The sequence below is a fragment of the Siphonobacter sp. BAB-5405 genome (assembly GCF_002872335.1).
Lineage (GTDB): Bacteria > Bacteroidota > Bacteroidia > Cytophagales > Spirosomataceae > Siphonobacter.
On record NZ_NJAG01000016.1, the window covers coordinates 1 to 26,523 of the forward strand.

Annotated in this window: 39 protein-coding genes; 3 read left to right on the top strand and 36 right to left on the bottom strand. The window is 49.0% G+C overall.

What is annotated here, in order from left to right:
* Together BWI97_RS27685 and BWI97_RS14200 are read left to right on the top strand one after the other, a co-directional pair.
* On the top strand, positions 1-349 hold a 349-nt coding region (locus tag BWI97_RS27685; protein ID WP_158242760.1), incomplete at its 5' end, for a hypothetical protein.
* A 9-nt stretch (positions 350-358) separates the two neighbouring features.
* Complete coding sequence (locus BWI97_RS14200; RefSeq protein ID WP_102201451.1) at positions 359-943, top strand: hypothetical protein; 585 nt, start codon at positions 359-361, stop codon at positions 941-943.
* 94 nt (positions 944-1,037) lie between these two features.
* On the opposite strand, the gene BWI97_RS14205 is transcribed toward BWI97_RS14200, so the two are convergent.
* The 35 genes from BWI97_RS14205 to BWI97_RS14370 form a co-directional block, all read right to left on the bottom strand.
* Positions 1,038-2,324, bottom strand: coding sequence for a hypothetical protein (locus BWI97_RS14205; RefSeq protein ID WP_102201452.1), 1,287 nt, complete (start codon positions 2,322-2,324; stop codon positions 1,038-1,040).
* Positions 2,321-4,468, bottom strand: a complete 2,148-nt coding sequence (locus BWI97_RS14210; protein ID WP_146010938.1) for a hypothetical protein — start codon at positions 4,466-4,468, stop codon at positions 2,321-2,323. Before BWI97_RS14210 ends, BWI97_RS14205 begins: the two co-directional genes overlap by 4 nt.
* A gap of 147 nt (positions 4,469-4,615) precedes the next feature.
* Positions 4,616-5,383: a transglycosylase SLT domain-containing protein gene (locus BWI97_RS14215; protein ID WP_102201454.1), complete on the bottom strand. Its 768-nt coding sequence runs from the start codon at positions 5,381-5,383 to the stop codon at positions 4,616-4,618.
* Between the two features lie 4 nt (positions 5,384-5,387).
* Complete coding sequence (locus tag BWI97_RS14220) at positions 5,388-6,674, bottom strand: hypothetical protein (protein ID WP_102201455.1); 1,287 nt, start codon at positions 6,672-6,674, stop codon at positions 5,388-5,390.
* Positions 6,671-8,860 (bottom strand): DUF3560 domain-containing protein, encoded by a 2,190-nt coding sequence (locus BWI97_RS14225; protein ID WP_102201456.1) that lies wholly within the window; start codon positions 8,858-8,860, stop codon positions 6,671-6,673. Before BWI97_RS14225 ends, BWI97_RS14220 begins: the two co-directional genes overlap by 4 nt.
* Before the next feature lie 2 nt (positions 8,861-8,862).
* Complete coding sequence (locus BWI97_RS14230; protein ID WP_102201457.1) at positions 8,863-9,594, bottom strand: hypothetical protein; 732 nt, start codon at positions 9,592-9,594, stop codon at positions 8,863-8,865.
* An 8-nt stretch (positions 9,595-9,602) separates the two neighbouring features.
* Positions 9,603-10,085, bottom strand: a complete 483-nt coding sequence (locus BWI97_RS14235; protein WP_102201458.1) for a hypothetical protein — start codon at positions 10,083-10,085, stop codon at positions 9,603-9,605.
* Positions 10,086-10,185: 100 nt separating this feature from the next.
* Positions 10,186-10,491, bottom strand: a complete 306-nt coding sequence (locus tag BWI97_RS14240; RefSeq protein WP_146010939.1) for a hypothetical protein — start codon at positions 10,489-10,491, stop codon at positions 10,186-10,188.
* Between the two features lie 23 nt (positions 10,492-10,514).
* Positions 10,515-10,895: a hypothetical protein gene (locus tag BWI97_RS14245; RefSeq protein WP_102201460.1), complete on the bottom strand. Its 381-nt coding sequence runs from the start codon at positions 10,893-10,895 to the stop codon at positions 10,515-10,517.
* Positions 10,892-11,182: a hypothetical protein gene (locus BWI97_RS14250; RefSeq protein ID WP_102201461.1), complete on the bottom strand. Its 291-nt coding sequence runs from the start codon at positions 11,180-11,182 to the stop codon at positions 10,892-10,894. The genes BWI97_RS14245 and BWI97_RS14250 overlap by 4 nt, the downstream gene beginning before the upstream one ends.
* Before the next feature lie 29 nt (positions 11,183-11,211).
* Positions 11,212-13,050 carry a right-handed parallel beta-helix repeat-containing protein gene (locus BWI97_RS14255; RefSeq protein ID WP_102201462.1) on the bottom strand — a complete coding sequence of 613 codons (1,839 nt, stop codon included), beginning with the start codon at positions 13,048-13,050 and terminating at the stop codon, positions 11,212-11,214.
* Positions 13,047-13,442, bottom strand: coding sequence for a hypothetical protein (locus BWI97_RS14260; protein ID WP_102201463.1), 396 nt, complete (start codon positions 13,440-13,442; stop codon positions 13,047-13,049). The genes BWI97_RS14255 and BWI97_RS14260 overlap by 4 nt, the downstream gene beginning before the upstream one ends.
* Complete coding sequence (locus BWI97_RS28920) at positions 13,442-13,567, bottom strand: hypothetical protein (RefSeq protein ID WP_255402867.1); 126 nt, start codon at positions 13,565-13,567, stop codon at positions 13,442-13,444. Before BWI97_RS28920 ends, BWI97_RS14260 begins: the two co-directional genes overlap by 1 nt.
* Positions 13,564-13,668, bottom strand: a complete 105-nt coding sequence (locus tag BWI97_RS29225) for a hypothetical protein (protein ID WP_158242761.1) — start codon at positions 13,666-13,668, stop codon at positions 13,564-13,566. Before BWI97_RS29225 ends, BWI97_RS28920 begins: the two co-directional genes overlap by 4 nt.
* A 2-nt stretch (positions 13,669-13,670) precedes the next feature.
* Positions 13,671-14,285: a glycoside hydrolase family 19 protein gene (locus tag BWI97_RS14265; RefSeq protein WP_102201464.1), complete on the bottom strand. Its 615-nt coding sequence runs from the start codon at positions 14,283-14,285 to the stop codon at positions 13,671-13,673.
* A complete protein-coding gene (locus BWI97_RS14270) occupies positions 14,285-14,479 on the bottom strand; it encodes a hypothetical protein (RefSeq protein WP_102201465.1) in 195 nt (64 codons plus the stop codon). Before BWI97_RS14270 ends, BWI97_RS14265 begins: the two co-directional genes overlap by 1 nt.
* A 2-nt stretch (positions 14,480-14,481) precedes the next feature.
* Entirely contained in the window at positions 14,482-14,928 is a 447-nt protein-coding gene (locus BWI97_RS14275; RefSeq protein WP_102201466.1) for a hypothetical protein, read from the bottom strand.
* Complete coding sequence (locus BWI97_RS14280; protein ID WP_102201467.1) at positions 14,925-15,599, bottom strand: hypothetical protein; 675 nt, start codon at positions 15,597-15,599, stop codon at positions 14,925-14,927. The genes BWI97_RS14275 and BWI97_RS14280 overlap by 4 nt, the downstream gene beginning before the upstream one ends.
* Complete coding sequence (locus BWI97_RS14285; RefSeq protein WP_102201468.1) at positions 15,599-16,144, bottom strand: hypothetical protein; 546 nt, start codon at positions 16,142-16,144, stop codon at positions 15,599-15,601. The genes BWI97_RS14280 and BWI97_RS14285 overlap by 1 nt, the downstream gene beginning before the upstream one ends.
* A complete protein-coding gene (locus BWI97_RS14290; RefSeq protein ID WP_146010940.1) occupies positions 16,141-16,887 on the bottom strand; it encodes a hypothetical protein in 747 nt (248 codons plus the stop codon). Before BWI97_RS14290 ends, BWI97_RS14285 begins: the two co-directional genes overlap by 4 nt.
* 85 nt (positions 16,888-16,972) lie before the next feature.
* Positions 16,973-17,617 (bottom strand): hypothetical protein, encoded by a 645-nt coding sequence (locus tag BWI97_RS14295; RefSeq protein ID WP_102201470.1) that lies wholly within the window; start codon positions 17,615-17,617, stop codon positions 16,973-16,975.
* A 67-nt stretch (positions 17,618-17,684) separates the two neighbouring features.
* Positions 17,685-18,167 (bottom strand): hypothetical protein, encoded by a 483-nt coding sequence (locus BWI97_RS14300; RefSeq protein WP_102201471.1) that lies wholly within the window; start codon positions 18,165-18,167, stop codon positions 17,685-17,687.
* The gene (locus BWI97_RS14305) at positions 18,164-18,478 is read right to left on the bottom strand and encodes a hypothetical protein (protein ID WP_102201472.1); all 315 of its coding nucleotides are present in this window, start codon (positions 18,476-18,478) and stop codon (positions 18,164-18,166) included. The genes BWI97_RS14300 and BWI97_RS14305 overlap by 4 nt, the downstream gene beginning before the upstream one ends.
* Before the next feature lie 2 nt (positions 18,479-18,480).
* Positions 18,481-18,801, bottom strand: coding sequence for a hypothetical protein (locus tag BWI97_RS14310; protein ID WP_102201473.1), 321 nt, complete (start codon positions 18,799-18,801; stop codon positions 18,481-18,483).
* A gap of 18 nt (positions 18,802-18,819) precedes the next feature.
* A complete protein-coding gene (locus tag BWI97_RS14315) occupies positions 18,820-19,020 on the bottom strand; it encodes a hypothetical protein (RefSeq protein ID WP_102201474.1) in 201 nt (66 codons plus the stop codon).
* Positions 19,021-19,025: 5 nt separating this feature from the next.
* On the bottom strand, positions 19,026-19,379 hold the full coding sequence (locus BWI97_RS14320) for a hypothetical protein (protein WP_102201475.1): 354 nt from the start codon (positions 19,377-19,379) through the stop codon (positions 19,026-19,028).
* 139 nt (positions 19,380-19,518) lie between these two features.
* Entirely contained in the window at positions 19,519-19,743 is a 225-nt protein-coding gene (locus BWI97_RS14325; protein WP_102201476.1) for a hypothetical protein, read from the bottom strand.
* A gap of 2 nt (positions 19,744-19,745) precedes the next feature.
* A complete protein-coding gene (locus BWI97_RS14330) occupies positions 19,746-19,964 on the bottom strand; it encodes a hypothetical protein (RefSeq protein WP_146010941.1) in 219 nt (72 codons plus the stop codon).
* A gap of 55 nt (positions 19,965-20,019) precedes the next feature.
* The gene (locus BWI97_RS14335) at positions 20,020-20,718 is read right to left on the bottom strand and encodes a hypothetical protein (protein WP_102201478.1); all 699 of its coding nucleotides are present in this window, start codon (positions 20,716-20,718) and stop codon (positions 20,020-20,022) included.
* Between the two features lie 55 nt (positions 20,719-20,773).
* Positions 20,774-21,460: a hypothetical protein gene (locus tag BWI97_RS14340; protein ID WP_102201479.1), complete on the bottom strand. Its 687-nt coding sequence runs from the start codon at positions 21,458-21,460 to the stop codon at positions 20,774-20,776.
* Entirely contained in the window at positions 21,457-21,864 is a 408-nt protein-coding gene (locus tag BWI97_RS14345; RefSeq protein WP_102201480.1) for a hypothetical protein, read from the bottom strand. Before BWI97_RS14345 ends, BWI97_RS14340 begins: the two co-directional genes overlap by 4 nt.
* The gene (locus tag BWI97_RS14350; RefSeq protein ID WP_102201481.1) at positions 21,861-22,514 is read right to left on the bottom strand and encodes a hypothetical protein; all 654 of its coding nucleotides are present in this window, start codon (positions 22,512-22,514) and stop codon (positions 21,861-21,863) included. The genes BWI97_RS14345 and BWI97_RS14350 overlap by 4 nt, the downstream gene beginning before the upstream one ends.
* A 501-nt stretch (positions 22,515-23,015) precedes the next feature.
* Positions 23,016-23,387, bottom strand: a complete 372-nt coding sequence (locus tag BWI97_RS14360; protein WP_102201483.1) for a DUF5618 family protein — start codon at positions 23,385-23,387, stop codon at positions 23,016-23,018.
* Positions 23,388-23,448: 61 nt separating this feature from the next.
* On the bottom strand, positions 23,449-23,700 hold the full coding sequence (locus BWI97_RS14365) for a hypothetical protein (protein ID WP_158242762.1): 252 nt from the start codon (positions 23,698-23,700) through the stop codon (positions 23,449-23,451).
* A 118-nt stretch (positions 23,701-23,818) separates the two neighbouring features.
* Positions 23,819-24,097 carry a hypothetical protein gene (locus tag BWI97_RS14370; RefSeq protein WP_146010943.1) on the bottom strand — a complete coding sequence of 93 codons (279 nt, stop codon included), beginning with the start codon at positions 24,095-24,097 and terminating at the stop codon, positions 23,819-23,821.
* A gap of 240 nt (positions 24,098-24,337) precedes the next feature.
* Here BWI97_RS14370 and BWI97_RS27690 point away from each other — a divergent pair, with 240 nt between their 5' ends.
* Positions 24,338-24,490, top strand: coding sequence for a hypothetical protein (locus BWI97_RS27690; protein ID WP_158242763.1), 153 nt, complete (start codon positions 24,338-24,340; stop codon positions 24,488-24,490).
* 37 nt (positions 24,491-24,527) lie between these two features.
* Here BWI97_RS27690 and BWI97_RS14380 read toward each other — a convergent pair whose 3' ends face one another.
* Positions 24,528-26,414: a hypothetical protein gene (locus BWI97_RS14380; RefSeq protein WP_102201487.1), complete on the bottom strand. Its 1,887-nt coding sequence runs from the start codon at positions 26,412-26,414 to the stop codon at positions 24,528-24,530.
* Positions 26,415-26,523 lie beyond the last annotated feature (109 nt).

Genomic DNA, 26,523 nt, shown 5'->3' on the forward strand with positions numbered 1-26,523 from the left:
TATTGAGAATAACCCGGTAACTTCATATACTTCTAATCAATATACAGATGAAAGCAACAGAACTGTTTTTTCTATGGGTCAATCAAGCAATGGTACATGGGAAATAACTACTTATGATTATAGTAAGAATCCAGTTGAATACAGAACTCACACAGTTGCAGGGCATTATCATACTCATCCTAATGGCGTGAATCAGGATATAGCTAGCGATAATGATAAGGCATTTGCTACAAATGCATACCTTGGTATGCCAAAATATATTCTAAATTCATCAAATATTGTACACTATACTTCATATGGTGAAGGCAATAAACAAAATTTACATTCCGTTTGTCCAACTATTAACTAACTTGTAAGGATGAAATACATATTATTCTGCTTCTTAATAACTTTTTTCTACTGCCAACAAAGCTATGCTCAACAGAGCATTACAGTGCCGTGCCACGAGGTGGAACAAGTAAACCTTGCTACGGATTCAATCAAATTCAAGATACTTTCTAGATTTATTGATAAATGCATTTATGAAAAGAGATTCAGTGCCATTTATGATAAAGGGATTGTTCACTTGATTCAATTTACTAACTCAGAAGGAAAATTATGTTGGCATCTGATACCAAGAATTGACGATAGCTATAAAAATAATCCTCCTAGTCAGTTTATGGATTTCTTAGGAGATATTATTTTAGTGTTTCAAGGCAATCAATCGGGTTCTCGAGTTCAGAGCACTAAAAATAAAGAAGCATTAAATGGCTGTTTAGAAAAAATTATTGGGGATAGAGTTTTTACTAGCCCTACTATAAAAAGTCGTTGGACCAGTGATGTGTTACCAATAATTAACAAGCAAAGATCAGAAGGTAATCGTAGAAATCTCCTTGGAAATGCTGGTGAAATAATTATTGTTTTCAATCCTGATGGTACTTATCAAACCATTATTCCAGCTTAGTAAAAAAGCCTGCTTGTGTAAGCAGGCTTTTTTATTCATTAACAACCTCAAATATAAATCAATACTATAATTATAATAATTAATAGCAAACTAATCATCCTACTCCCAAGTACGTCTGCCTATCCTTTAAACGAATTGTATCTTGGAAACCATTTACCCGTAACATCACATCAAGTGGTTTAGCATTCAGTACCGGATTGTGCCCCACCACCACATACTTACCCCCATTCTTTACAACCCTTACGAGCGGATGCCGGTTTTTCTTCGCGGCTAGAGCTTCGTTTGACGTCCACGACTTGCCCCCATCGAGGGAAATTTCAGGGATCAGAAATTCGGGTTTGCCCTGGCGAATATCGTTGACCAGACTTGCCCGGTAGAATCCCGAAATCAGGGCTTCATCGACATCGAAATACTGGTTTCGACCGGCAACGTCCCAGTTGATGAGTCCTTTTGCACCCGTCAGCAATAAAAAGAGCGGTACTGCGTGAGCAATATGCTCCGGAATGTACATCTGGCCGGTTACGTCCATTTTCCACCAGAAAGACACCTGTGGTATGGTAGGATCAACGGCTCTGGCCTGCTCAGTCACGTGAGCGGCTGAATACAGCCAGTCCCCATTTTCAAACCAACTACTCTGAATGTATGGGTAGGGATCATCCATATTCGTTACGCCCGAAAAATAGGGAGCAAAATAGGTACGACCTACATTACTTCCCGTCACGTTGTAATCGCTGTTGGCAATCGTCATGCCCAGGTAGTCCACATACTTCACACCTAGTTCAGCACGGGCGTACACGGCCAGCTCGCGGCATACCGTCGCGTACTCTGGCGTATGCTCATCGTTTTCAATGTCTATATTGAGTACATCAATCCCGCCCGGATTGTGCGAGTTTATCTCCCGCTGCAAACGGGCTTTATTCTCAGAAAGCGTTGCGTAGCTGATCGGCAGGGCAAAGAAGTTCCGGTACAGGATCAAAAACCGTTTCCCCTGGGGAAGCGTATAATCGGTCTTTTTTACGTTGATGTGCGATACGCCCCGGCTGTAAAGCGTTTTCGACATTACTTCATTCAACACCAAGCCATCCCAGATAAAGTATTCATCCTTGTTAAGTTGGAAAACCGGAAATTTCTCGGGTTTGAAATCCTGCGTCTGGGTCTGCTTTTCGTAAGGGGCTCCGTAGATGTATTTCAGGCGATTACTCGGTTGATCTTCTACCTTTCCATCCGGAGGGACGAGCCCTTTATTTTTCCGGCTTTCATACCAGATCAGCCATGCCGCCACGGCGACCGCCACGGCCACACCGCCCCAGAGCAGCAGGTTATTTTGAGAGCCTTTCGATTTGGGCAATTTCGGCAATACAGACGACAGATTAAATTTCACGGACGTACGTCGTTAAGAGTGGATACGATGATAGAATGAACGGTATGGCTTTTAAGTGATAGTGGAAACTGTTTGCCCAGGTACCGGACGATGATTTCCTGCGGAGCCGTGCCCAGGTGCGTCGGCTGGCCTGCCGTGGCTACAATCAGCAGCTCACCGTTTGCGTAAGCACCCCGCACGAATGGCCGTACGTCCTGATGCTCGTCGAGTAGCTTCATGCCGGGCCGTTTATCAGTTTGCCACGTCTGACCGCCATCGAGGGAAAATTCCAGTTGGATATTGTAGACCGTGACGGGATTGTTCCAGAAACGATTGAACTGGAAGGCTCGCCACTTCCCCGCTTCGATGTAGTCCTGACCGATCTTGCGGGGCCGTGAATCCGTCCAGTTGTACAAGCCGCCGCCGAATCGGTACGAGCCCGTGACGTAGCCCCACACGGCCATACTTTCCAGTACCCAGTTTCCGACTTCGGGCCAGTTGTAAGACGACCACCGCACTTGCTTTCCGTTTTCTACGTAGTACCGCCGCTCGCCGCCGTCGTCTCCCCCCTCATAAATATTCATCAACCATTCAATATTGCCGGGCCGGTGCCCATCGGGCAAAGATTGAAAAAACGAATCCGTCCAACCCAGTTTTGCAATGATCGGGTGCAATGATTTTTGAGCGTAGTCCGCCTGGGAAACGTACAGTTTACCCGCACCAATGACGCTGGATTCGTGGTTTGGATCATCCCAAAAAAACGAGGGTAAATGAAAGTAAGGTAGGGTACCCTGAAAGACCGTTACCCCCGCCTGACGAAACATTTCGTAGCGTTCGTAATTACCCAGCCATCCAAACGGGGCTTTCTCGGAGCCTCCCGGCGTGTTACATAAACTGTTATGGGATGAACAGTACACCTGAAACTGCACCTGCGGATACTGACTTTTTACCTCCCGGATGGCCTGACAAAGCAGCTTCACCCCAATATAGGTATACGGGGCTTCTTCCAAATCCAAATCCAGCAGGGCCGGGTGATTCTCCCAGCCCGCGTCTTTCTGCGTGTCAATGGCGTACGCTTTTACAGCATTGTAAATATCCTGATAGCGTTTTTCTACACCCGGCTTATCAATCCAACCCTTGGGAAAAACGTTACTGTACATCATGCGGTACACGCCGGTGTTTTCGGGCAAATGGTAGGTGGCCAGAATTTCCCGGAAACGCTCCATTTTAATGCCCTTTTGATTCCACTCGGGATGGTAGAAACCGCCGTACAGGTCGGCTAGTTGGCCCAGGTGGATATAGTTGATCTTACCCGCCCGGACTAATTCTACCTGAGCCTCAAACCCTAAATCCGTCGAAACAATATTAATTGCACCAGCCGGAAGGGTATACCCGGGGATTTCTTTCAGGGCAGATAGTCCCGTCTCTTTCGTGAGCTGCAGACGTGAAATTTCACCCGTTTGTACTGGGCTAGGAATCGTACTATGATTCTGAGTTTCCTCTTTTACGTTTTGCGTAGGCGGCAGCATAGGTTTGGGCGAATAGATTACCCGTCCCGATTCAAAAACGTAGTCGGTTTCCTGACCGGATGCTACAGGTACCGACTTCCCTTCAATGTCAGCAGTCAGACCGAAAACCTTAGAATCAATTAGGTCTTTCAGGTACGCGTAGAAAGGCAGGTACGAATAGTTAGCGAAATACTCGTTTTGCTTCAATCCGGGTTGTCCATAGTTATTCTCATCAGCCATGGACGTACGGACGACAAATACAGGTTTTGAGCCGATCAGTCCGAAACTCACCTTTTCGTAGCGAAACGTAGCCTCTTGCGGGACTTTGAGCGTGAAGAGTACATCCCCTTCCTGGAGCCGTCCGGAGGCATGAACATTCAGCAGATCAGCCGGTGCCGTAATAACGGGCACCTGTGTTAGGGGCGGCGTTACGGGCAGATTCGATACGTCTTTTTTAGTTAATACCCGAAACTCACCTTTGGAATTAATCGAAGTCAAATCGCCCGTTTCATCATCGATGAATAGCATTTCGCCCGTAGAAACAGGACTTTGTTTAACCTGAGACTTTGTAAGCCTGGGAATAAATACGGGCGAAAATTGTTGAGCCTGTGCCATCACTCCCGATAGCAGCAGAACAAGAAGAAGTAACTTTTTCATAGGGTTGGATAATGGGGGGTACGCTACTTTCTTTCCTTCCGGATCCTGACGGCAGTTATGCCGGAAAATGACGGCGGCTCTACCTGGCTTCGACGGCATTCCTACCATGGCCATTGACGGCATTTTTGACGGCCGACGACGGCAGAATTACTTTTTCGTCAATACGACCGCCGAAAACAGCCCGACGACGACCACGGCGGCAGCTACCAATGCGTAGGGAAACCAGGGCTGAATGGTGATGCCTTGCGGCTCGTAGTCCTTCTGATCGTACCAATCCGGAGCCGCTTTACCTGGATCTCCCTGGGTGGGGTCCGAGGGCTCGGACCATACGCCACGATCGCCGGGTTGTTGAGCAGTACCATTCCCCGTAAACGAGCTGGGAACGCCACCACCACTGGGATTAAAGGCCACCGCGTCTTTATGCGTGACGGGTACTTTATCCTGAATGAAGTTCACCACGTCGGCCCGACTAATCTGGCCGTCTTTGTTGAAATCGAGGGCTTTGTTTCCGTTGTAGCCCGCCGTCCCTTTGGCAAAGCAGATCGTCGCGTTTGAGCTGCGTAGGTACTGAGGAGCAAACGTAACGATGTACAAATCACCCAGGGAACGAATCGGACCTTTCCAGTCCATGGCGGCTTTGATGTAGGCTTCGACTAAATCAAGCTGCTGGAGGTGATTCATACGGTAAATTTCAGCCAGACTCTTTTTGGTGATTTTCACCGTTGCATTGGTGAATTGAATCAGACCCACCGCACTATTCCCGTTTTTCGCCTGTGGATTGAGTTTGGATTCCTGATACATGACTACCATCAGCCACTCGGGGAGAATATTCAGCCGCTTCGAGATCGCGGTTAATTTGTTGACCCACTGGCTTTTAATGCCAGCGGGGATGTACTCGATATAGGGCCATTCCATGTGCTTACTCCTTTCTTAGTGCCACAATTAAAAAGGTGATTACTCCCAACAGGGCAACCGCGATTTCTACCGTATAATCCTTGTCTTTTTTGGGGTTGGGGGGCACTGCCAGCGTATCAGGCTTTGTATTCGTCTGCGTAGCTGGCTTCACCGGCACGTACGGGGTAAGAAGGGCCATCTGACTATTAATCGAATTGGCCCAGAGCGTTGAAGCCTTCCGGAGCCCGGCCACGTTCAAATGCAGATCGTCGTAGCGATCCGCTGACGACAGATTCAGAATTTCATCCGCACCGGGTTTGAGTTGGTTTAAATCCGCGTCGTAATCCGGACCCGTGTAGCATTTGGGTACGTTTTTGATGGTCAGCTCCTGAGCCTGCCGTACTTCCGTTAGATAGAGAATACTACCATCTTGCTTGCGACCGCAAACACTCGCCCGGTTGATCAGCCAGGGAACGTCGGGGGCGTATTGGCGGGTGGTTTCAATCAGGGTTTTATAGTAGCCTGCTACCTGCTCGGGCGTACGCTGCTTATCGTTTTCGCCGTGGTGAGATAAAACAGCCCGGATACCCGTTTTTGAGATGATCTTTTCGAGCACCTGTTTCTGCGTTCCCCAGGGCATGGGCTTTTCCCAGTTAAAAACCTGACCCGGTGCCCGCTCTCCGTCTGGATTATCGAAATAGCCGTATTTCTGGCCGCGAATCCCTTTTTCCCACATTTCCAGGTTGGACCCTCCGTAGGCAACATTTATGACCAATACCGGAACGTTGAATTTCTCGGAGAGTTGGTGAGCCATGTTGCCCCAGTGTTGGGGGTCAGAGCCGATGGCAACCTGACTCCGAAGCGAGACGGGAACGAACTTGAACTGAATGTAAGAGGGGTCCAGCTTCTGATTGTACAAATCACTAACCGCCGCATTGTCAAAGTCCAGAGTAATTACCCGTTCCCCGATGGGTAAATCCGTTGGATATCCTTTTCCGTTGTTTGAGGCGATGGAGTGCCCGGATACCAGAAACACATCACCGACGCCGATTTTCTGCGTCTGCGTTTCGCCTTTTTCGTCAGCGGCAATCAGGTTGTACCAGCCTTTTTTTACCGTCAGGGTGTCGTTGAATTTACCCGCCGATACGGACAAAGTAACTTCCAGCTCGGTACCCCAACCCTCTTTTACGGGTACGAGCTTAATAAACACCGACGAAACGGATAAATCACACGTACCGCTGATGGGCAGTACCGCCCGGTCGGTTTCGTCGCGTTGAATAACCAGGTTGGCAGGGGTTTGAAACGTTATCATGACTTTTTGAGGAATTGCTTCGTAGTTTTATCTAATTCGCCTTCTTTTTTCTTCCGGATGGTTACGTTCTGGCTTCCCGTATCCACGCCTACCAGATCATATTTGCCCGGCTTACCCGCCCACTTCTTTAGATTCTCAGCCGTGGGAGCGAGTACCTTTTTATGCGTATGGGGATTATCCATCAGCTGCGAGCGGGTACTTCGGTAGGTTTCGTTAAACTGACGACCCGTTTTAATGACCGCGACCGGCGACATCTTACTTTTGAGTTTACCTGCTGCTGCCTCGCGTTGCTTTTTGAGCTGGGCGGGTTTGGTTGCCTTTTTCGGGGCGGGTTTCACCACCTTAGCGGCTACGGCCTTGCGTTTGGCCGTCCGAGCTACCTTCACGGCTTTGATCTTTTTCACGGTAGCTGAAGCCTTCCGGCCCGCTTTGGCTTTCGCGGTTGATTTTTTCTTAGGCACTAATGCTACGTACTCTCCGTTGCTATTCATGGCTAGTTTCGGCGTAGCTGGCTTCTTTTTTACTGCTTTTTTCAAGCGAGAAACTTTCGTTTTACGTGGGGTTTTAGTGGGTTTCTTCTCGGCGGGTTTTTCTTCGGCTTTGGGTCGCCAATCTTTGATCTCATCGTAGGGTACCGTCCGAGTCCATGAATAACCCGTAGTTACGGTTACGCTCTTTTCATTAATACGGACGATTTCTCGCCATCCATCCCAAAATTTCACCGCCGTTGCCCCTGCTTTTTTTAGGACTTCTTTACTCACCACAACTACCCCACTAGCGGCTAATTCAGCTAGTTTTCGTTGATAGAAAGCTAGTTTTTCAACAGCATCTAAATAGCCGTCTCGGGTTTCGAAGGTGCCCGGTTTCCACTTTTTTTGATAGGTATTGATGGTCTTCTGATTTTCCTTAATTCGACGCATCAAATACCCTTTGTCTTTGAGCTGGGAAGCGTCCGCGGTAATCTGAGCCGAAACCGCCCGCTGATCGTAGTAATCCGCTTTCTTTTCTCCCTGGACTCCACGACGCATGGCATCGTCGGATTTCTGAATCAAACGCCGGTGCCCCCGTTCGGAATGGTGCCCGACTAGGATCGGTTGTCCCATTGGAATAACCCGCAGCATATCGACCGCCTTATTTTGACTACGGTAGGCTTCATCGCGGGTTTTATCAGCTTTCACCGCGTACCGATCTGAGCGATTCTCTGCCCGCTCCCGCTTCAAATCGAACCGTTCTTCATAGCTGGTACGCTCACCAATAGGAGCCGCCTCGGGAATCCCGTATTCCTTGAGCTGACTTTTCAGATACGTTGCCCGGTCGTAGGTTGCCTTGGATATCCACGCCCCTTTAGGCCGTGAAAACAGGCAGTGCCGTTTGATGAACGTTTGTTGCTGCACGTCCAGCTTTTGCCACTGAAGCTGTGAGCTGTGAATCTCCAGCTTTTGCGTTTCCCGGTTTTTCAGGTAATAAATGGGGGCTTCATCCGGATCAACGTACGGGGAAGCCGCTTTTTTAGGAGCTGGTTTTTTGCGTCCCAGGGCTTTTTTCAGGGACGTAACTTTGGCTTTACGGGGTTTACTACGCATGGGGTACGCGGGTCGGTTTTTAGTGGCAATCAGGATGGATTCAACGACTTTGATTTGCTGATCGTCGGGCAAATCGAATAAATCCTCTTTGCAGCGTTCCACGTCCAGCAAAGGCCCGAAATACAGGTTTGGGCTTTTGATGAAGTCCTGAGCTTCTTTCTGTAGTTCGGGTTTGGGCAGGATGGCTAGGGCATGATCGACAAAACATTGAATGTCCTCACTGTCCACGGCTACTTTGGAAAGTTTCCGCTCGATGGCCGTGCGTTCCTGCTGCTGCTCCGTAAGCCGGGTTCTCAGGTAAGTTTCCAGGCTTTTCGATGAGTCGTGCGATTCGGTAAAATCAATGATGGCTCCGATTACAAAATCTTCCTCTAAAAAGGAAAATTGCTCGTAGGCTTTGATGTCCTGAGCGATCAAATCCAGCGAGCGGCCCTTACCTACCGGGGCCAGCCACATTTTACGAAGCCCCGGAGTCATGCGGTTTTTATCACCAAAACGCTCGTAACTACCCGACGAAATCGGGATGAGCCGGTACACCAGCGTAGCCACCGCATCCGCGAGCGTTTGAATTTCCAATTTGACCGCTAGGGTTCTGTTACTCATAACTATTTGCGTTTGGCTTCTTTGAGGGCAAGGCGTTTGGCCTGGGAACGGGAAATTTTACGAATGCGGATGGTACGGGTGGATACGACCGGACTATTTAGGTGGATCTGATCGGCCCGTTTGAGAATCTTACCAAACTCTGAATTGGCAAACTTTCCCGATTTTGTCCTGGCTACCGATTTGCGAACGGCTTTCACTGGATCATTCTTTGGGATCGGCTTCTTTTTACCGATCAGCGATGCTACCGAAATCGTCTGCCGCGAGGGTCTGCGAGTGGGTTTACTAGCGGATACCGTTTTGCGAACGGCTTTCACCGGATCGTTCTTTTTAATCGGCTTTCTTTTGCGGACCAGGTTAGAAACCAGAATTTTCTTTCCTTTTGGAGACTTCACCACCGTAAGGCCCGGCAACATGGCTGGCATTGCCTTTGAATCCGGCTGGATGTCGTACATTTTCATACGGGCATCGGCCTTTACTACTTCGTTGGGATACTGTTGCCGTAGTTGCCGTAACTGGGTACGGGCGTATTCAATAGCCCGCTGAGTTTCACCTTTCACTTTCTCGCTCGGAAAATGGCGAATGGCCTGTAGTTCGTGCATTCGCTGGGTGATAACGATATAGTTTTCAGTGGCACTAGCCGCGTTTTCTGATTTGGTGCCGCCAAACGATTCTGAGCCTCGATAATAGATTGATCTATTCATATCCCGCAGCTCGGAGGCAGTGTATTTTTTCATGGGGTTTGTTAGGGTTGGATGGGTTTAGCTCCAGCCTTTACAAGGAGCTGACGTAGGTAGGCCGGAGTGATTCGGGCCGGGTTCAAGGTTCGGTCAATGGGTAGCTGAGCAAAATCCCGCAAAACGATATACACCAGTTCGGAACAGTAGAAAACATTCTCGGGTGTGAGGGCTAAACCCAGAGCGTACCAGCCGAGCACGGCCCCGTAATTGTACTCTGCATCTAATTGCTCCAACAGCCAGTTTCTGGCTTTTTCATCATCGGCGGGCACCTCGTAAAAATCCCAAACGGCGGGGTTTTTAATGATCTGGCTGATCGGGCGAACCTTTACTCCTTCTTCGGTTCGGGCGGCAATGGCTTCGCCGGTTTCCGGAAAAAGGATTTCACAATGCTTGTACTCATATCCTGACTCACCGTTCAGCTTTTGGGCCAGACTTACCATCTGACCCATGACTGAGCTTTTATCATTGCGTTTAAAGGCGATAATCATGGATGCGTTCGGGGTTGGAGCTGACCAGCGTACCAGTAAGCGTAGTATCTGAAAGCAGAATAGAGCAGCAGGAAAAAAGCGGCAACGGCCAGTACGTATTTCATTTTTTGGACTTTCTGTTTTCTAAGAGTAATTCTTCCAGCTTGCCATCAATCTTTTCGAGACTTGTACCTAAGTGACCTATTTGCACGTCAACGCGTACATTGGTACGCTCCAATACGCCAATTCTGATTTCCTGGCTATTCACTTTTTCAGTCAATTCAGAGTCAGCATGACGGGCTTTATCAAGAGGCACCTGCACCAAATAGGTGAGTACGGCTCCGACGATCAGACCGATAGCAGTTTGTCCAAATGAGCTTTTATCGGAGGGTTTGGGTTTTTCTACGGGGGCTTCCATAATTTTCAATGACTGGGGGTTGGATAACTACTTTACCTGAAAACCAGGAATTTGAAAATGCCGACGATTACAATCACCACGGCTTCCAGGGTTAGAATTTGCCTTCGTCCGTAAGCCCGGCCCTCTTTTTGTCCCGCTTTCTTGCCTGCCTTAAAACCGACCTGAGCCGTACTGTCCTGTCGAACGATGGCCGCTTTGCGATACTGCCGGAACCGTACGGTCGTATCGGTCAGCGATTTCTTCAGCGTATCAGCCCGGCTTTTCTGAGCAAACCAAGCCCGAGCGGTTGCCCTAACGCTGTCCTGACAGCTCACGGATGAAGACTGTATCCGTTGCGAGCTGGCTGAATACGACAGAATCAGGCTTAGAAGTAGCGTTAACCACAGCCCCGTTTTCGATTTGGTGGACTTCATGCGGCACCTCCTTTTCGGTTAGATCGGGTTTGGCCTTTTTCTTTCCGCACCCGTTCACGGCGATTAGAAAGAGTAGAATCAGTAGTTTGTTCATGGGTTGGATTTTGGCCGATGAAGATGTGTACGGCCTGATTGAGAAGACCCGCCGCCAGAGCTACATACGCCGCCGTTTGCGGGTTATTGGTCACCAGCGAATGACCCGCCACAATGGCAACCGCCGCGTTTAGAAACAGTAAGAGCTGGCCCAGCCGGGGCGGCAGGGGTTGGTTATATCGGGAAAGGTTCATGGGGGTTGGATTTTAAAACTACTCTTGTGTTACTGGGCCACGCCTGAATTACCGACCAGGAAACTGTCATTGATTAGGTAATCTCTAATCTGATTGGGACGGTAACTTTTACTAACGTTTTCTACCGGACGATTGGAGTCGGTATAAAAGTAGCTATTGCCCGGAGCCTGACTCAGGGTTCGTATCAGGATATTGCCTTCAAATACTGCTTTTTCGGTCTGCTGGTTATCAATGACGAATCCGTTCTTACAATCTCGCAGAACATTATCAGCCACATAGGCGAATCTGGCTCCATAGGCGTTGATATTGCCTGACTGCATTTGTTCTACGGCTGGGTAAAACTGGTTTTTTGTAATACTGGCCTTACTCGTGCTTTGCAGATTGAGCGTTCCCCCGTAGAAAAAATTGGACTCTACCGTAGGGCTGTCTTGCCTGTCAATTCGAAGGCCCGTATCTAAAAACTGATTTCTTAGATACTGCTGGCTTTTGTGGCTCCCGTAGGCCCACACCTCATTGCCTTTCGAAAAAATATTGTTTTCGATTACTAACCCATCACCCCAAAATTTAGCCAGATAGGTATTCTCCCCTCTGACATCTTTTTGCCCATGCCAATTGCTTATGGTATTGCCTCTATAACTGCATTTGTTGTCCAGGTAAACAAAGAAAACGCCGGATTGTGAAAGCAAGGGCGGCTGCGTGACCTCGCCCGCACTAAAGGAATTACCCTCCCAGCTTACGTCTTCGTTGAACGCTGAATAGCCCCCGATTGGAGCCCTGAAAACCTGATTTTTCGTAACCAGTACGTGACGACACGACTCCACATGAATACCACGTTCATAACCCGTGATGTTGTTGTTGATCACGGTGGTATAGTTACAATTTACATCCACGGCAATTCCACACCTTCCTACCTGACCCGATGCTAAGCGAAGCGTATTGTTTTGAATACTAAAGTTTTCCGAACGATCAAAAAGCGTGATGGCATCTCCGTACGCATCGTACACGCTATCTCTGCCGTAGACCCCACTAAAAGTATTCCGATCAATTATGCCGCCCGCACATCTTCTAAAAATCAAGCCATGACCGTACATGTTTTGGAACGTACTATTGGAGAGTTCAACCCACAAACAGTTACGGAAATCTAACGTTTTTAACGCATACGCATTACCTGGAGTAACGGGGTTCCTGTGACCATCGAACGTAATGCCGGCTAGATAAATCTTGCCGTACACATGGGTCGAATCATTTACGGGAGTTGTATGCATAAAAGCACTCGCATTTGCTGCCTTGAAATCTAGTATTGTACCGAACTGCCCGATGATACGTATCGTTTTGTCTAAGGGTACATCTAATACTAAAGCTTTATTGACCAACCATCGGCCCGCTGGAATAAGGACATCCTGACTGAGTTGAATTCCGGCGTTGATGGCCGCCTGAATAGCGTCAGCAGTATTCCCCCCTTCGCCTACAAGAAACCAGCGACAATTAATCTGATTGACATCGGCCCGTTTCAGACGTTTCTGACTGGTAGTTACCAGCACGGTACCCGTGTTATCAGCCGATGAACGATCGGCAGCATCGTAATACCAGTAGCCTTCCTTGCCTTTTTCGGACAAATAGTACTGAATCCCTTCGACCGGCGAAGTAAACCGCCGTAGTTCGGCCAGGGAGCGAAATACCCGCGTTCCGGTGATTTCCGTCGTACCGGAAGCTCCTTTGGCGTAGCGTACGCCCTGACGGTAGGCCTCACGGAACCGCCCGGTTTTGGTAGCCAGTTTCGTGGTATCGGAAGTAATTTCAACGACCTGAGCAACCGTCGTAGTTAGGCTCAGAATAGATATGAGGAAAAAGAAAAGTAGCTTTTTCATGCGTTGTAAACGTCAATAATTAGGTTTCCAGTGAACGTTTCGTCTTGCGGAATGCTGACTACCAAGTGATCCGTGTCTTCAGCCGCTCCTAAGATATTATAATCGGGAAATCCCTTTTCATTTTTAGCGGAAACCATGATTCGTTCCGTACCTAAACCGTGGTAGACCAAATCACCATCCTTCAATCCGGTAACAGGGATCGTTTTACCAACGGCCGTCACCGCTTCCTGAGCCACGTACTTCTGATCGTTTTTCTGTTCCATCATGCCCTGATTCAGGACACCGACCAGACCAATCAGAACGAGTAATTCATTATCCCCGCGTGCCATGGCTCGCCCCGTCAGCGTATTGAGCGTTCGGGTCACGAATTCGTGGGTTTTTGCATCTGCCATTAGTTCCAGTTTTTAGTGCTGATTTTTTTATAATTGATGTAGAGCGAGCTTCCCGCCGCTCCAATCGTAAAGAGGACGGCGATTATTCCAGCCCATGCCGCCCAGTTTGATTGTCGTTTATTCATAAGATATGCAGGAGTTCGACCTTTGTAGGTTGGGCCTTTCTCCTCTTTTTGCGAGATTGGAAATACAGGTATCCCGCTCCCGCGAGAAGGATACCTGCCACAATCAAAGTCCAGTCAGTTGTACTGACTTTTTTTTTTGCGTAATGAGCTGCGATCCCATCTCTTTTTCAAGAATGGGTAAAATCACATCATACAAAGCTTTGCGTTCCTCCCATCCGTTTTTTGGTCCGCCGTTCACCCGCAACTGAATGGTTTTCAAATCGCCTTTATCGGCTAGGCCATTCAGATCTACACCGTACCGTTTCCAGAGCACTGCCCAGTACCAACCCGAGACTTTCCAGATATATTTTGGCTCAAGTACTAGGTCGGGATTATTGACAAAATCAACGCCGAAATCTTTCGATGCCATGGTGTAATTATACCGTCCCGTTAGCTGAATAGCTCCCCGACCTTTGTACTTGGGTCCATCGCCCGGCTGATCATTACCGAGGTCTTTACGGTATTCATACATTTGGAAATAGGCTGCATTGCCCCGCTCGGTGAAGGCGGTAAGTTGCCCGGTTTCGTGTCCACAAACGGCTAGAAACGCGGCTACTCGTTTCGCTGACGTGATGTTATACCAAACCAGAGCCTCGTTAATGTAGGGTAAATGGGTGCGGATATTTGCCTGCTTTGCTCGGGGATATAACCGCTTCATCAACTCTTCTGAAATTTGCATTATCGTTTACGGCTAGAAAGTATAAGTCCAACAATACCACCCGCAGCAAGGCCCGCCAGCAACAAGCCGCCGACGATCCACATCCCCAGATTATTCACGGTTTTGGTATCGACCGAGTGATTCAAGGGGATGCCGTCTTTGCCCAGCGTTTGCAGCTTATTGAGCACGTCGTTGATTGACTGGATTACGTCCATACTTATTTGAAATTCAAGGCCCGAAGGCGTTTAGCTAATTTGTTTTGGATGTCGTCGGAAAAGCCCATCGACTGCTTTTCAACGGCTTCGACGATACTCACCCCGTCTTTCTCCCCGTACCGGCTGTTGTAGAGATTTCCGAGGATGGTTACCTGATCGTCGGTCAGGGTGTACCAGCGGGTCATTACTAGAATTTTCGGCCCGGTCCACTTGATCTCGTACCAGAAGATGGAAAGAGCGTTGTGCATATCGTCCACCAGCCCGGAGGCTTCGCGTTCGGCCCAGCCATCCGGTACCGACTTGCCGGAATTGGGCAAATTGCGTACGTCGTATTCCTGGGTAGAATTCGATTTGCGGCCCAAATAGTAAATGCCGAACACCCCCGCGAAAAACAGAGCGATCCAGGCAATGGGGTTGCTTTTGACGAAATCAAAGGCGGTCTTTTTCATAGGGCTCGGCGTTTTTTAGGAAAGTGATCAACCAGATAGCCAATGCCCCAGCCCAAGCCGACAGCCAGAATACCAAAGCCGATGGATTTCAGAAGCAAGGGCCAGTCCAGAAAAGAGGTACCCGTTTGCAGATTGTTAGCCAGACTATCCACCGTACTTTGTTCGAATTGCCCGGCTGACGTTAAGTAGGTTTTTGACACCCACTGTAAACGGCCTTCTTCGGTGTAGAGAGGAACAAAACCATTGATTACCGTACCGTCGGATTTGCCCGCCGTCTGGCCGCCCTGTAAAGGCGGGTTGATCTTTGCGTACTCGGTACCCGGCCCGATTCGGCGATTCACGTTCGTACTTCCCTTCGTGATGGTATACATCGTCAGCGTCGCTTTCTCAAGGCCCACGTTTTGAATCCACAGGTGAGTAAGGGTTACTTTGGAAAGTACACCCGTGGATACGGTAACGGGCATGGTCAGCTCCATCAGGGAGTACCAACCTTTCGCGGTCTGAACGTCCCGAACGAACCGACCGACCTGAGCATTACCGGGGAAGGAGTATGCCACCTTCCCCGCTGCAATGTCGGCCTGCGTCTGATACGCATTCCAGCCCGTCGTAACCGCTTTGGTGCGGAATACGTCGTTGGGTTGGACTGCGATTTGTGCGGACTGATCGGCCATTAATTCTTTCCCCCTTTCTTGTTTTTTCCGACGAGTACACCAATGAGAATGGCCGCAGTCAGGCCCAGCCCGCCGAGTGCCCAGTACGCCCAGGTGGGCAGTACTGCTTTTTTGGTGATGATCTTGTCATTAGCCGTGATCGTCATTTTCCCATCGTTGCCCGGCGTAGGGGTCACGTCTGGATTAGGCGTATTTCCCGGCTGAGTTGGCGTAGTACCCGGCGTGGTAGTCGTAGTACCCGTAGCTGTCGTTTTCGTGGGCTCCGGGTCTTTGAACGTTACCTGATCGTCTGGTACGTATCCGAGTTTTCGTTCCAATTGCGGAAGGCCGAAAATGAAGTTCGTCTGCTGTACATAAACGACTTCAAGCCAGTTGAATTTGACCCCCGTACCGGGAAAGGAAAGGCCCGTTGCAACGCCCAGCGATTCACCTACTTTACTAGCCGAATAGACTACTTTTTCAAGGCCCGAGCCTTTGTAGTCAGAGAAAACCGCCGCATCGGTGGATTTGGCAATTACGAGTTGTCCTGCTTTAACTTCGCTCATCGTTTTGATTTGGGTTTAGCAGAAAGCACGAACAGACCCATCACGGATACTACCAATACGGCAATGATGCCATACGCCCAGGTGGGGAAAGTAAACTTTTCATCCCCCCCCGGAGGTTTAGGCCCTCCCGGCGACATACCTGTCCTTAAGTCCATTGTAACCGCCGTTTGCCGTTCTACTGGGGTTAGGTTGATAAAGGTGCTGTAGTCAACCGTGTAGCCATTTTGAAACGCCAGTATCCATTTCCCTTCACTGTTTTTCGTAAGTAAAGTATGCTTCGGGAGCGTTGGGCTGGGACCATACACCAGTTTGTCTAACTCCGCCTCGAGTCTTGCCTTTTCAGTCAGTTCCTGACTGGTAGAAGAACCCGTATCCGGCGTGTTATTCACATTGGCCGAATCAATTTCAACCCGTACCTGGGAGGTTTTAAACCACTTATATTCTTTGACAACTTTATCCGGTGAGAAGGTGATCAGGTTGCCAATGCTGTTTAACACATCGCCCTTCCCTTGAGCCGCCGCTTGCGTTTTATATACGGTACCACTGCCTTTACGACGGTAGATATAGACCTCATACATCAGACCATCCTGCGACTTTACACCCGTAGCAAACAGATAATCATTTTGGGCCAGCATAACGGGTTTGTTCTCCCACTTCCATTCATCATTGGGCGGGTACGAATACATAATAGCCCCACCCGGCCCGGCGACGATTCGATCATTAAATTTCGGGTCTGCTGCCATGCTTTCTTTGCGTTTGTATCGAAAAAAAGCCGCCGCATTCACTGTCGGCGGCTTTTTTCGCTAATCCTTCACGTTAAGCCAAGGCTTATTTCTTCTTTTTCCCCAGCAGCTTTGTTCCCGCCCAGATCAAAGCTCCGACACCCAAGCCGATCAGCACGAAACGAACGATCTTTTGCGTGGTCGTGGTAGTTCCCGTTCCACCCGTGGCCGTGGTTTTACCGCCATTGGCCAGATTCTTGGCAATGTTATCCAGCAGATTGTTCTGCTTATCCTGACCTTCTTTCATGTCATTACCTGAAGCCGGTTTCGGGTCTTTGGTAATCGTGCCTTCCGCATTGATTACGTAATCCGTAGCCTGGGAAGTGGGGAAGCTCGGGAACGGGCTGTTGGGCTGATACTGACCCGTTAGCTCGGCACCGGAAGCAAAAATGTTCGATTCGACCAGTTTGCGAACCAAGTCTTTAGCGTCAAAGTTGGCCCAGTCAACGTAGTTACGCCAGTACTCGTTTTGCTTGATGTGCTCGGGGCCGAAGGCTCCCGCTTTGCCCGTACCATCATCGGGGGCAATGCGAAGTACCAAAACAGGCTTACCCGAAGGCATCACCCGAAAAATCATTTTTTCAAAACGCTTTTTGTTGTCGATCTCAGGGACCGCCAGCGTCATTACTTCATCACCATCGGCCAGACGACCAGCCGATTTATGTAGGGTTACACTCGTAGGTAATGGCATACGTTACGTATTTTTTGTTGTTGGGTTGGATAAACAGTGTGATTAAAAGGGTAAGAAGGCTCCGGGCTTAAAACCGCCAGCCGGTGTACTTTTCAACGAATGCGGAAAAGCCGTTTTGGGCTTCCTGTTGTTGCTGCAAATGAACCTGTACCGCTCCCGCCACCACGGCAATCGTTAAATCCGTCTGCGTTCGACTCGCCAGCATCTCAGGGGTTTGGATATACTGCCCCGTAAAGGCTTGCGTATACGGCGAATAGGTGCCATCGGCGGCACTAGTGGTCAGGTTCCAGCCGCCTTGCATGGAATACCGGCTGTTCAACTCCGCCTCCGAGTAGATCACGTAGGCATCATCCCGGTAGAATTTCTCGTCAAAGGCCAGGGTTTTATCCGTCTCCACGAGCTTTAGTAAACGCTCACGGGCAAGAAACTTTCGGCTTCCGGCATTTTCAAGAATCGCAGCTACGCGATCTTCAAACGGTATGAGATATACGACACCGAACGAGCCTTTGGCAATCACCTGCCCGTCCTGATACAAACCATTTAATTTCATCGTTCTCTAATGTTACGGATTAAGATTAAAACCGCCATGAAGGCCAGCAGGGATACCCCCACCAGTTCTAACTGTACATATCGTTTTTGCCGTTGGCGTGCCAGTTCCCGCAGTCGGGCGGTTTCAATCTCAATCGCGGTTTTCTTTTCGACTTCTGCTAATTCGTTTTTGTATCGGGCGAGTGTATTGGCTTCTGCTTTCTCCTGGACGGCCTGTTGACCCTGCTCTTTGGCCGCCTGATTCTGCTTGATTCCACTAAAAACGGAAAGCCCCGCAGAAACGGCAATGAGGGTGAGCGATATAGGGTCCATCGTTATTTTCTCTTTTTACCGAATCCCAGCCAGAGAGCCAGTGCCGCCAGAAACACCCCACCGACTAAGAGTCCCCACTTGAGAAAATCCCCGCGAGCTTCGTCTTTGCCACCCTGCACAATGATTTCGTACTGAGCATTGAGGGCGGCGATTTTCTGCTGCCGTTCGGACTCGGTTAAGGCCGATTGTGCGTTGATCTGAGCTAGTTCTTTCGCGTATTTTCCCTGAATTTCAGCATTGGCGTTCTGGATAAAGCCCCCGGCAATCCCCCCGGCTGTTGTCAGGGCGGTGTTGAATCCGCCTGAGTCGAAAAAATTTGCCATCGGTTTGATTTTTAGGGGTTAGGCGTACTTAGCGTGGGCCCGCTTCATAGCGGCAGATCGGGATTTGGTAGCTCCTGTACGCAGTAGACGGTTCATTTCCGTCATTACTTTAGACTGTTTAGAGGAAACCGCCTTTTTAACCGTAGTTTTCTTTTTAGGTGCGGCCTTCTTGCGGGGAGTGGCTTTCTTGCGAGTCACCGACTTTTTTCGGGTTGCCATGAGGGTTAACGTTTACGGACCCGCCAGACGACGGCTCCAGTGATTGCAAGGACTACAGCACCGATCCCGCCAAGTATGTACATTCGCTGACGTTGGGCCGCTTCTTCCTCCTGTTGCTTTTTAAGGCGGTCTTCGACCTCTTTCTGAGCGTTAGAATTAGCAGATGTACCCATCGTCCCGGTTTGAATGCCACGTTTGGCCGCTTCTTCCTGAAGAATCTTCGTCACTTCTTTCACTGCCGTACCGCCCGCCGAACGGCCTGCTTCCAGTAGGACGTTTCCTAGCTGGCGTTTGCGTTCAGGGGTGAGATTGGCTTCGGTCAGACCGTACGCAGTGAGAAAAGGGGTCAGATCGTTCATGCACTGTAGTTGTTACTTTCGAGAATTGGTATGAATGAGGCCCAAAGTTTCAACGCCAATGCCGCCGCCCTCTTTGGTAATGCTCGCTAATCCCTTGGTAATGCTTGTTAACCCCTTGGTAATGTCGATTAAGTACTTATTAACCTGTCTCTACAAAGTCCTTACGGATCATTTCAGGCAAAAACTTAGTCACCAGAAATTCGACTACTTTAGGCTTTAGCTTTCGATCCGTGATATGGTGCCCGAGCCGGATCATTTTGATTTGATCGGATTCCGTGAGCCAATCCCCGAACGTACGGGTATCCACTCCGGCAGCCGTTGCCAGATCAGATAAAAAGCACGATTTAAAGCGGGATTGGCTCACATTTAGGCGGGTTGGGATTCTTCGTTTACCGTCGGCGTTTCAGTAATGGAAAGCAGGGCCGCGTGTTCATATTGCGATTGCGTCAAACGGGCATTCAAGCTATTTACTTCGGCCTGATGATTTGCCTTGCCGCGTTTGATAACTTGCTGACTTCGACGGCGTACGACGATTGCCGCCGCAGCCGCTGCAATCAGCACCAGCAACACAATTGCGGCGAGCATTGGGAAATTGAATCCCGGTTTTGTACTCTGCGTATCCTGCATGAGTTGAATAGAATTAAGAAGCGTTCAAATAATCGCGGGCGGGCATAATACCGTAGGTGTCAAATACCGACTCTACATCATCTAGCGGAATACGCAGGTCTTTAAACCAAATGGTATCTTCTTCCTGATCGTACACCCGAGTCGCCCACTTTTGGCCGGAGGGATAGGTGTCGTTTTCCTCGATCAGTTCGTTCATTAACGGGATGATCCGGTTTCGACCTACGAGTTTGGACGGAAGGTCGTTTGCATCGTCCCGCGTTTCCTTCAAAACGAAAATATCCGTGTTCTCCAACAGCAACGGGGCCGTTTCCCGGACGCTGTGGCACTGGAACATATACTCGTTCCCGTTATTCTTCGGTGATTTCAGGAATTTGAGACGGGTTCCCCGTACGTTACCCTGGAAAAAAGCCGATGAATCATCAATGACGACAACCGCATTCCGAACGTACATCAGGCAGTATTCAGCGAACGTATCAAAATCGTCACTCTGAACTTTTACGATAGCCTTTTTCGGCAATTGATACTGAAGCCGCTCCATCGGGATTACGTCGGTGATCTCCTTGTAACTCGTGTTATTGGAGTGATCGAAAACGATAATCCGTTTCGGGTTTACGTTCCGCTGAAAAAAGTGCCTGGCAAATTCTAAGGCTTCGTGCGTTTTGCCGGTATTCTTCTTCCCGAAAAACATCCAGTTATTTCCTTGTATGTTCATCCTACGCAGTAAGGTTTACGGGGCAGCCACCAAAGGGCCACTGATAAAAGGCGTTTCATTTGGACCGGGAAAGTGAGTCTTTGGCTAATTCAGTCAAGGGCTCGACTACGGCTTCCAACAGGCCGAAGGTTTCAGTACCGATCAGTTTGGAAAGAATCTGATCGTAGCTCATTTTCTTGAAACGGCCTTGCTGAGCCTGTTCTTTCAAATCCAGATACAGCCCCTCTTTGAGCAAATCCACCAGTTCACCATCATCACCCGTTACCGGACTTTTGTAGTTTTTCAGCCGGTCCCGGATCGCAAGGCGTTTCAGAGCTTTGGCGACCATTGAACCGGGTTCGGCAGGCCCACCTACGGTCGTATTCCACTGGTCAACGGTCTGCTGATCGGTGCTTTTGACAATGATTTCAGCGACTAAATTCCGGGTAACGCTCGATCCGAACCGGAGCCGGGCCAAGATGAAGGCCGCCCGTACTTCGGCTTCCCGCTGAATATCTTCATCGCTAACGGGAACGGGCGGTACGTAAAACGGGCTGAGTGCTGCCGGGTTTACGCCGGGAAATACCGGCATTGGTGGGGGATAATCAGGCGTAGTCGGTACCTCAGGCAACGGGGCAATCGAGGCCGCCGCACCGCCGGAGAAATGCCGGGCTACTTCCGGTACCGCCTCCGAAGCCGCTCCCAGGGCACTAACCGCCGTACTCACCTTTTCGGCCATGCCCAAAACGCTTTTGATACTCATTTCTTCGGATTTAAAAGTGCTGTTACAATCTTTCCGGCCACGTCAAAAAGCCAGCGGAATACCTTGTTTCGCTGATTCCGTTTCCAGGTATCGAGCTTTTTGGCCCATCCTTTCTTTTCCTCATGCTCGGCAATCAGCGTATCGAAGTAGGGTTTTAAGACCGGGTACAGATTGAGTTGATTTTCCCGGAATAGTCCGGCAGATGCAAGTCCCTGCAAGATCAGGTTCATCTTTGCCTCATTGTTGGTAAAGAGCCGGGCTTTCTCGGCGTTTTCCTGCGTTCTCCGTACGATTTCGTCCCATTCCTCGGAGGTACAGTCCTCAATATCCCGGACAACCGCCGAGACTTTCCCGGCTGCATCCGTTTCTACCAGAGCCAGCCGGGTCACGCCTGACCGGGTCACGGCAGTAATGCTTTGGCGTATGCCTCCTGGAACACGGCCTGATACTGTTCCCGCGTGAAGGTTTGGAAACGGTTGAAAATGCCGGGGCTGGTTAGCTCCGCCGCTTTATCCATCACTGCCTGCATACCTGCAAGCATTGCTTTTTCCGAGTACTGGCCGGGCACTACCCGAGCTACCGGAGCCGGAGCGGGCTGGGCTTGGAGAGACTTTATTTGCGACTCCAATCCTACTATCCGCAAGTGATGATGCTCTTTTGCCGACGATTCCTCAGATAACTCATTTTCCAGTTCATCAATGCGTTCCTGTTTCTCAGAAACGGTTGTCTGTAACTCCGTAATGCGTCCTTCTAATTGCTCATTCTCCTGAACAATTACCTCGATACGTTCTCGGAGTTTAGCGATGGTAACGCTGGTACCTTCTTCATCGGCCAGCAGGTGAATGATGTAATGCCCGAACGGAAGCTTAGGAACTTTCTTCGAGTTCCAGGCATCAAAGGTCGGTTTGAGCCGGTGGTATAACTCAGGAGGAAAATTATTAAGAATAAGCGTTTTGGGCGGCTTTTCAGCGTCTTTCTGATCTGCCGTTTCCGCAGGTATTACCGGCGTTTCCTCGGGATTTGCCGGGATATTTTCATTATCTGCCATTTCCATAATTTACCGGGATAATCCCGGCAAAAACCGGGTTTTTCAGTAGGATTTTTTAGGAAAATCCCCTACTTTAGAAAGTACAATCGGCGACCAACCGTAGGACTTTTATTTCGGGCTTTTCCGTTTCGTGTCCAAAGATTTGAACCGGAACCCCAACGAATCAAGAGCTTTTCAGTACGCTTTCAGTTCGTTTTCACTCCCCTTTCAGTTTATGCAAACAGCAGTACAATCAGCCGGAATTTCTAAGACTGAACTAGCAGATTTTCTCGGCATTACTCTCCCCACCTTTCGCCGGAGAATTACCGAAAGCGGCCTACACCACGCCCTACCCAAACTCGCAAAAAACAGGGCGACCATTTACGGAACGGACGTTCCCATCATTGAACAACATTTTGGCCGCTGCCACTTACTCCGATGCCGATTCAACCTGAATTAAACGAAACGAAAAAGCCCGGTTATTACCGGGCTTTTTTAGTGGAATTATCACCAATAATGAATAGATAATTACTCTGTCATTTCGATTACTTTCTCAGCGGCTTTTAATCCGTTCTGAATGGAAGTTACCGACGTAGTGCCGTGGTAATAGCCGACCAGATGTAGCATATCGTAGGCTTCATTTAATAGGTCGAGCAGTTTGCGACTATGTTTTCCGACTCGACTCCGGTATTCCTCGATAGATCTTGGCTTAACGAACTTGGCCCCTTCCTTTTGTTGCAGAAAGCGGTCAATAGCTAACAATACCGCCAGGTACGCCGTACCACTAGCGGTTTGCACGTACTTTACATTTCCGTAATGATTGCCCTGTTTCTCGGCTTTCGCACTCAGCATTTCTCGGGCATTTGATAAATAGTACTGAGGCGTTAAAGGCTTTGCCATAACTGTCTGATTAGTGAGTTAAAAATACGAATTTTCCGGGAGTTTCCCGGCATATCTCCGGCTAATGGTGAACCTTCTTGTGTCCTAACCAAGCTAAGTTACTTTTAATGGCTATCCCGCACACCGGGCATTCTCCGGGATATTCCGGTAATGCGTTCGGAATGTTCGGTTTTTCGTTTCCGGCTGTTTCCGGTGCGTTTTCATCAATATTTTCCGGCGTTTCTCGGGCAAACGCCGGAAAGTGGTCGAGCGTTAAATGCACTCCAATTTCCTTTGCTTTCTCAATTACCAGTTGCCGATATATTTCCCGCATTACCGGGTCGGGATCATTTCGGGATTTACCGGAGAAGTCCCGGAGAATAGATAACTTTTGAGGGTCTACGAACATGGCTTTGCAAAACTTCCCGGCAATCTCCGGGCATATACCGGAATTACTGGGCAGGAGCTACAGCGTACGTTTCAATAGTCGACAATGCCACTAATACGAACAAGGCATCATCGACGGAAGGCACATGGTCTTCATATATTTCGAGCATGAGTTCCCGGAATCTCTCCGGCATTAGTCCGGCGTCCAGTAGGGTTATCGTACTATCTAATTCATGAAGTCGTACCGGTTTTACCGTTAATACCTGTACTAGCTTGATTTCTTTCTCGTTCAACCGAACGATCCATTTATCCCCTACGCGAAACTGATTTCTCCAAAGCCGCACGGTAGTAAAAAAATTACAGTTCAGCTTGTTATTCCAATTGGTAGAAAAATCGATGGTTCCATATGCTGAAGGGAAAAGAGAGCCTGCTTGAGTCGTCATGGAAGAAATATAGTCTAAGAATTAAAGTTAGAGTTCAACAAATCGCATTTCATCGCCCAGTTCATAGCCTCTAAGTTCCAGGGCACACATATAAGCGGGCATAAATTGATTCCAGTCTATCACCCTGAAATGCCTAGATACATGAGTAATCCAGCATTTAGCATTGATCTGATCATGAGTAACGACAAAATGGGGTACGAATACTTCCTTTTCTACTTTGCCTTCGATGATGTGCTTTACCCGAAAATGGGCCAATTCGCCCCGAGTGCCAACTACCCAAAAGCCGAAGTGTAAGTAGGTTTTCATTCGTATCCCGTTCCCGATCTCATACTCAGGCAGCAACAACAGCGGTTGCGATGACTGGCATAAATCGGAGTCGGTGGTTAGTAGCGACTGCATCAGTGGGGGGTTCTTCCCCGTGCTCCAGGTGTTTGGGGGAATTATAAAGGGTGTAGAATAAATCGTGATAGTGGGCGTGATAAGCATCCCTGAGCACATGGGAAAACCTTTGCATCAGTTGCGTTTGCGTATAGCCCACGTAAGTAGGTTTTTCTCCAGAAGGATTCGGTAGTTGCTGGGAGAGTTTGACAATCGTAACGTTGGGGTCTTTGCCCTCTTCCGTATCCTGCCAATAGCTACCCTCGCCCAAAAAGTCCCGTACGACTTCATAGTAAGGCAATGCAGCCTGCGTAATGCGACTTCCCGTTGCTTTTTTGTAATCGATTACGGGGACAATCTTACGATCCACCTCGGTCTGTATATCGTAATGCACCACACCAAACAAATCCGGGTTGGGTACTCGCTTTTGTATCTTCTTTTCCTTGACTTCATGTCCGGTTTCAACCATGCCGTGAAAACTAGTGTAGGAGCTTTCGGAAAGCTTGAAGAAGCCAAAGTCTTTGATGATGTTCAACGCACGCGATTTGCCCCAAATTCGACCGTGAAGCCGCCGCCCGTGAGTAATGATGCTCGTTTTTTCGGGCAAAACCTCGTTTTCCTGATCGTCGAATAGCTTGTCTCCTACCCATTCGTAACCCTCTTTATCAGCCTCTTTTTCAAGGTCTACCTTTTCAGTGACCTGTTTTACCGTGGGTTTAGCCATGTATTTGGCCAGATACGCGGCCAGACTTCGAACGTTCCGCATGGATTCAATGCGTGTAGTCGGCGGATCCATGAATTCGTTATCAACCGCTTTACAGAAGGCGTTTAGCTGCAGTTGTTCGGCGGCTTTTGTCAGAGCATTGGTCGATGGAAGTTTTCGGGTATAGATAGCTTCCTGAAATAGCTCCCGAAGTACCTCCCCTTCTTCCATCAAAAAGGGCATTTTCTGCGTAGAGACGGCCTTGCTGATGCGGTTACGGATGCTACTGATCTTCATTTTCTGTGCATCCTGGTCCAGTCGAAAACGGTATCCATTGTAGACGAACGGCTTTCGTGGATTCCAATCTTCTTTCGAAGTACCGTACACCGTTTCAGGATCATTCCGAACTTTATGGGTGATACGGTAGAACTGCTGCTGGGAGTACTGATACATGCTCACGGCTCCGGTGTATTCCTCCACCTTTTTGTTCCAGAACTGACGGCAGGAATCTTTGTCGATCCAACCATCCAGTAACAGGTGGAAGTGAATGTTGCCGTTTTCCTGGGGCTCGGCCCGCCAGAGATACTTTCTCAGGGCTTTGGCGTGTCGGTCCGCGGCTTCTTTCAGTGTGATTTCCCGCATTAATCGGTTTTCCTTTCCTGGGTATTGGAATTGAATGCTGCGTTTTTCGCGTTCGTACCGGGTGTCTTCAAAACGATTTAACCCACTCAGAAACTTTTCGAGGCAAATTTTCGCGTCATAGTCGCTTACGAACTGAGTCCCTGGCCACGTCAGCGTAAGCAGAATGGGGAAAATACGCTCCGCATTGACGGCCTGCTTATCTGAGTGCATTTCAATGGCCTGCGTCCAGTTCATCAAGATCGTACGCATATTCCGGGCCGCTGCCGGATTCAGCCAGCCATTGTATAGGTTACTGCGAATCAGGTTTTCATCGCGTTTATCCTTTTCCCGTTTGATACGCTCACCGGCCAGATCTTCATTACCCGCAATGCCTTCGCTGACTAGCTTCAGCATTTGTTGCTCGGTCAGTTCATCGGGCTTATACTTCGCCCATCGTTTGAACGTCACAATTCGGGAGGGTTCGAATGAAATGAAGGAATCGCGTTGAATAAGCATTGGGAAATGAATTTAAGCTTTACTGATTATCAGTGTTTTAGCGTGTGGCGGGGAACCGACCCTTAGAATATCCCATTTTAAAAGCTCCGCTTTTTAGGGTTTATCCTTT